The organism is Pseudomonas sp., from assembly GCF_030696055.1.
Lineage (GTDB): Bacteria > Pseudomonadota > Gammaproteobacteria > Pseudomonadales > Pseudomonadaceae > Aquipseudomonas.
Genome location: NZ_JAUYNP010000252.1, coordinates 1 through 5,723, shown reverse-complemented (window position 1 = coordinate 5,723; position 5,723 = coordinate 1). Strand labels below are relative to the sequence as shown.

The 5,723-nt window shown below is 62.7% G+C and carries 4 protein-coding genes and 1 pseudogene; 4 read left to right on the top strand and 1 reads right to left on the bottom strand.

What is annotated here, in order from left to right; all coding sequences use genetic code 11:
- The 3 genes from guaA to tadA form a co-directional block, all read left to right on the top strand.
- On the top strand, positions 1-727 hold a 727-nt coding region (guaA, locus tag Q8Q83_RS14955), incomplete at its 5' end, for a glutamine-hydrolyzing GMP synthase (RefSeq protein WP_305624929.1).
- 332 nt (positions 728-1,059) lie between these two features.
- A complete protein-coding gene (locus Q8Q83_RS14950) occupies positions 1,060-2,427 on the top strand; it encodes a multicopper oxidase family protein (RefSeq protein ID WP_305624928.1) in 1,368 nt (455 codons plus the stop codon).
- Positions 2,427-2,909: a tRNA adenosine(34) deaminase TadA gene (gene tadA / locus Q8Q83_RS14945; protein WP_305624927.1), complete on the top strand. Its 483-nt coding sequence runs from the start codon at positions 2,427-2,429 to the stop codon at positions 2,907-2,909. The genes Q8Q83_RS14950 and tadA overlap by 1 nt, the downstream gene beginning before the upstream one ends.
- Before the next feature lie 13 nt (positions 2,910-2,922).
- Here tadA and mltF read toward each other — a convergent pair whose 3' ends face one another.
- Positions 2,923-4,383 carry a membrane-bound lytic murein transglycosylase MltF gene (gene mltF / locus Q8Q83_RS14940; protein WP_305624926.1) on the bottom strand — a complete coding sequence of 487 codons (1,461 nt, stop codon included), beginning with the start codon at positions 4,381-4,383 and terminating at the stop codon, positions 2,923-2,925.
- Between the two features lie 392 nt (positions 4,384-4,775).
- On the opposite strand from mltF, the pseudogene Q8Q83_RS14935 reads away from it, so the two are divergent.
- A pseudogene (locus Q8Q83_RS14935) lies at positions 4,776-5,723 on the top strand (phosphoribosylformylglycinamidine synthase); the annotation flags it as partial.

Genomic DNA, 5,723 nt, shown 5'->3' with positions numbered 1-5,723 from the left:
GGTGATCCGCGCCAACGCCGAAGAGCAGTTCCTCGGCAACCTGGCCGGCGAAGCCGACCCGGAGAAGAAGCGCAAGATCATCGGCCGCACCTTTATCGATGTCTTCGATGCGCAAGCCAGCCAGCTGGAAAATATCAAGTTCCTCGCCCAGGGCACCATCTACCCGGACGTGATCGAGTCGGCCGGCGCCAAGACCGGCAAGGCCCACGTGATCAAGTCGCACCACAATGTCGGCGGCCTGCCGGAGGAGATGAACCTCAAGCTGGTCGAGCCGCTGCGCGAACTGTTCAAGGACGAAGTGCGGCGCATCGGCCTGGAGCTGGGCCTGCCCTACGACATGGTCTACCGCCACCCCTTCCCGGGCCCGGGCCTGGGCGTGCGCATCCTCGGTGAAGTGAAGAAGGAGTACGCGGACATCCTGCGTCGCGCCGACCATATCTTTATCGAAGAGCTGCGCAACTTCGATTGGTACCACAAGACCAGTCAGGCCTTCGTGGTGTTCCAGCCGGTCAAGTCGGTCGGCGTGGTCGGTGACGGCCGTCGTTACGCCTGGGTCGTGGCCCTGCGCGCGGTGGAAACCATCGACTTTATGACCGCACGCTGGGCGCACCTGCCCTACGAGCTGCTGGAGAAGGTGTCCAACCGCATCATCAACGAGATCGAAGGCATCTCCCGCGTCACCTACGACGTGTCGAGCAAGCCGCCTGCCACCATCGAGTGGGAGTGATGCGTTAGCGGGACGGCTTCCTGGTCGTCGGCCATGCTGCGTTGCGTCCTCGCTTTTAATGCTCACGTACTGCAGTACGCTGCGCTTAAAAGCTCCGGGGTGCCTGACTCGCTGGCGCTCACCCTTCGGGCCAGCCTTGCGGCTGTTACTTCCGTTGGTCGTTGCGCCTGGCCTTAGCCCAGTAAGCCTTTTTCTGCGTCGCCTGTTCGATGTTAAAAGCTTCTAAAAAGCCGGTCCGTCAGAGACCGGCTATTACATGCCTACCTTGATTCCCCCGATGGGCCCAGCGTGTTGTTCTAGAAAGTCCCCCTTGTCTAGAGGTGTCTGTACCCATGTCATTTACACGTCGACAAATTCTCGGTGGCCTGCTCGGTTTGACCGCCGTAGGCCTTGGTGTCGGTGGAGTTCGTTATTGGCTTGGACGGCCGTTGGGCAGCACTACCCATGACTATGAGCTGATCGCAGCGCCGCTCGACCTCGAGCTGATTCCGGGGCATAGCACCCCGGCCTGGGCCTATGGCGGCCAGGCGCCTGGCCTGGAAATTCGCGCCAAACAGGGCGAATGGCTGCGGGTGCGCTTTATCAATAAGTTGGACGTGCCCACCACCATCCACTGGCATGGCATCCGCCTGCCGCTGGAAATGGACGGGGTGCCCTATGTCTCGCAGCTGCCGGTGCTGCCGGGCGAATATTTCGACTACCAGTTCAAGACCCCGGACGCCGGTAGCTTCTGGTATCACCCCCATGTCGCCAGCAGCGAGCAGCTCGGGCGCGGCCTGGTTGGCCCGCTGATAGTCGAGGAGCGCGAGCCCAGCGGCTTCCTGCACGAGCGCACGCTAAGCCTGAAGACCTGGCATATAGATGAGAAAGGTGCGTTTAGCGCGTTCAGCGTGCCCCGCGAGGCGGCCCGCGAGGGCACTCGGGGGCGGCTGACCACCATCAACGGAAAAGCCGTACCCAGCCTGGAACTACCAGCCGGGCAGGTGGTGCGGCTGCGGATACTGAATCTGGATAGCACCATCACCTACCGGCTCAATTTGCCCGGCGCCGAGGCGCGTATCTATGCCCTGGATGGCCAGCCGATTGAGCCGCGTGACCTGGGCAAAGAGTATTGGCTGGGCCCGGGCATGCGCATCGACTTGGCCGTCCGCGTGCCGGCGGCTGGCGCGGAGCTGTCGCTGCGTAACGGGCCGTTGCGCCTGGCGACTCTGAAAAGCCTGGCGACAGCCGAGGCGGTCGGCGACTGGCCGGCGCCTTTGCCGGCCAACCCGGTGGCGGAACCTGATCTGCAGCAGGCCGAGGTCTTGCGTTTCAACTTCGAGTGGTCGGCGACCCTGGCCGGCGCGAACGACAAAGGCCCGGCCAAGTACTGGCAGATCAACGGCCAGGCCTGGGATATCAAGGACAAGACCTGCGCGGATCGGCCCATCGCGACGCTCAAGAAGGATGGTCACTACATCTTCGAGTTGCGCAATATGGCGCAGTACCTGCACCCGGTCCACCTGCACGGGCTGGCGTTCAAGGTGATCAGCTCGAACCGCAAGAAGATCATTCCCTATTTCACCGACACTTACCTGTTGGGCAAGAATGAAAGCGTTCGCATCGCCTTGGTCGCGGATAACCCCGGTATCTGGATGTTCCATTGCCATGTTATCGATCATATGGAAACCGGCTTGATGGCCGCGATCGAGGTGGTCTGATGCGCCGGCCACAAATCATCGATCGCAGTCGCGACCAGCACTTTATGCGCGAGGCCTTGGCCTTGGCCGGCGAAGGCGCGGCCCTGGGTGAAGTGCCGGTGGGCGCGGTGCTGGTGCAGGATGGCGTGATTATCGGGCGCGGCTTCAACTGCCCGATTTCCACCCATGACCCCAGTGCCCATGCCGAGATGGTGGCGATTCGCACCGCCGCCGCGGACTTGCGCAATTACCGCCTGCCCGGCAGCACCCTGTATGTGACCCTGGAACCCTGCAGCATGTGCGCCGGCTTGATAGTCCATTCGCGCATCGCCCGGGTGGTGTATGGCGCCACCGAACCCAAGGCCGGCGTGGCCCTGAGTCAGGGGGAATTCTTCAAGCAGACCTTTCTCAATCATCGGGTGTTGATCGAGGGCGGGGTGCTGGCGGAGGAGTGCGGGGCGGTGCTTAGCGCCTTCTTTAAGGCGCGTCGAGAAGGTCGCTAAACGGGCTCCGAGCTTAGAGCGGCGGCGTTTGCATATCGGGCTGGCGCTTGTCGATGCCCGGCATATGCAGGCTGCCCTCGGCGACCTGGGTGCCTTCCAGTTGCGGCTGAGTGACCCAGGTGAGGATGTCGTAGTAGCGGCGGATGTTGCGCACGAAGTGCACCGGCTCGCCGCCCCGGGCATAGCCGTGCCGGGTCTTGCTGTACCACTGCTTCTGCGCCAGGCGCGGCAGGATCTTCTGCACATCCAGCCACTTGTTCGGGTCCAGGCCTTCGGCCTCGGTCAGCTTGCGCGCATCTTCCAGATGGCCGCCGCCGATATTGTAGGAGGCCAGGGCGAACCAGGTGCGGTCCGGTTCCGGGATGCTGTCCGGCAGCTGGCTCTTCACGTAGACAATATATTTGGCCCCGCCCTGGATGCTCTGCTTGGGATTCAGGCGGTCGGCCACCCCCATGGCCTGGGCGGTGCCCAGGGTCAGCATCATCAGGCCGCGTACCCCGGTTTTCGAGGTGGCGCTGGGTTGCCAGAGTGATTCCTGGTAGCCCATGGCGGCCAGCAGGCGCCAGTCGACCTGATGCTTCTGCGCGGCCTGGCGGAAAAAACCTTCATAGCGCGGCAGGCGCTGCTGCAGGTGTTTGGCGAAGGTGTAGGCACCGACGTAACCCAGTACATCGACGTGGCCGTAGTAGCGATCCTTCAGGCGCTGCAGGCTGCCGTTCTTGTGTGCACGTTGGATAAAAGCATTCATCTCATCCAGCAGGCTGCGGTCTTCGCCGGGTGCCACCGCCCAGGCCAGGTTCTGCGAGTCGCCGAGGTCGAAGGCCACGCGCACATTGGAGAAATACACCTGGTTCATCGCCAGCTCGTTGGAGTCGACCAGGGTCAGGTCGATCTGTCCCTCATCGACCATGCGCAACAGGTCGACCACCTCCACGGCGGCGGACTCTTCATAGCTGAGTTCCGGCAATTCCAGCTTCAGCGCGGCCAGCTGTTCGGCATGGCTGCTGCCTTTAAGCACCAGGATGCGCTTGCCCAAGAGGTCGGCCGGGCGGGTCGGGCGCTGCTGGCCGTTGCGGTAGATCACCTGGGGGGTGACCTCTAAATAGGGCAGGGAGAAGCGCGCGTGTTGGCGCCGTCCGTCGCTTTCTACCAGGCCGGCGGCCGCCAGTACGGGGCCGTTGACCTTGCTCAGGCTGGAAAATAGCTCGTCGAGGTTGTCGGCGGTCTCGATCTGCAGTTGCACGCCCAGGTCCTCGGCAAAGCGTTTGACCAACTCGTACTCGAAGCCGGTTTCGCCGTTGCGGTCCTGGAAATAGGTGGCCGGGCTGTTGCGGGTGATCACCCGCAGCGTACCCTCCGCCTGAACGCGCTCGAGTGTGCTGGGTTCTTCAGCACAGCCACCGAGCAGCAGGAGGATTCCGATCGCCGACAGCCAGCAGGCGCAGCGCGTGCGGAACGCAGATTGGGCAAACATTGGCGCAGTATACGCAAAGCATGGGGCGCGCCATATCTCGACAGCGCCAGGCTTCTCTGCTAACACGCCTGCTGCGCTTAGAACCTGTTTACGATCTGCTGCGCGTCGGCCCTGCTGCGTTAAAAACAGGCTCGGCAAGCCGCTTGCGGCTAACGCGCTTTAGCGCGACCCGAAGGGCGAGCGCAGCGAGTTATGCTCATGTACAGCTCGTACACTCCGCTTCCTCGCCTGTTTTGACCAGCCGGAGGCTGTTACTGACGTAGCGCCTTGCATGGCTCTAGCTCGCGAGATCGTAAGCAGGTTCTTGGCGTGCCGCCACGGGTGCCGTCGGCAGCGCTTTAGGCTAGAATGCACGGCCTCAAAGTACACCCCCTTCCCAGAGGCTGTCCCCGATGTTGATCCTGCGCGGCGCTCCCGCCCTTTCTGCTTTCCGCCACGGTAAATTGCTCGAGCAACTGACCAGCAAAGTCCCCGCTGTGACTGGGCTGTACGCCGAGTTCGCGCATTTTGCCGAGGTTGCCGGCGTGCTCAGCGCCGATGATCAGCAGGTATTGGCCCGTTTGCTGAAATACGGCCCGAGTGTGCCGGTGCAGGAGCCAAGCGGCCGCCTGTTCCTGACCATTCCGCGTTTCGGCACCATCTCGCCCTGGTCGAGCAAGGCCAGCGACATCGCGCGCAACTGCGGTCTGGCGAAGATTCAGCGGATCGAGCGCGGCCTGGCCTATTACGTCAGCGGCACGCTGAATGCCGCCGAGGCGCAGCAGGTGGCCGACCTGTTGCATGACCGCATGACCCAGCTTGTACTGGAGAGTCTGGAAGGCGCCGCCGCGCTGTTCAGTCATGCTGAGCCCAAACCGCTGACCGCCGTGGATGTCCTGGGTGGCGGGCGCGCCGCGCTGGAGCGGGCCAACACCGAATTGGGCCTGGCCCTGGCCGAAGATGAAATCGACTATTTGGTGAGCAGCTTCGAGGGTCTGGGGCGCAACCCCCATGACATCGAACTGATGATGTTCGCCCAGGCGAACTCCGAGCACTGCCGTCACAAGATCTTCAACGCCAGTTGGGACATCGACGGTCAGAGCCAGGAAAAAAGCCTGTTCGGCATGATCAAGAATACCTACGTGATGCACAGCGAAGGTGTTCTGTCGGCTTATAAGGACAACGCTTCGGTGATCGTCGGCAACGTCGCCGGCCGTTTCTTCCCGGACCCTGAAACCCGCCAGTACGGTGCGGTGCAGGAACCGGTGCACATCTTGATGAAAGTCGAAACCCACAACCACCCGACCGCGATTGCCCCGTTTCCGGGCGCGTCCACCGGCAGTGGCGGCGAGATTCGCGAC

What these genes read in the sequence shown, in the direction of transcription:
- tadA (WP_305624927.1), top strand. Translation starts at nt 2,427, where the DNA reads ATGCGCCGGCCACAAATCATCGATCGCAGTCGCGACCAGCACTTTATG.
- mltF (WP_305624926.1), bottom strand. Translation starts at nt 4,383, where the DNA reads ATGTTTGCCCAATCTGCGTTCCGCACGCGCTGCGCCTGCTGGCTGTCG.
- Q8Q83_RS14950 (WP_305624928.1), top strand. Translation starts at nt 1,060, where the DNA reads ATGTCATTTACACGTCGACAAATTCTCGGTGGCCTGCTCGGTTTGACC.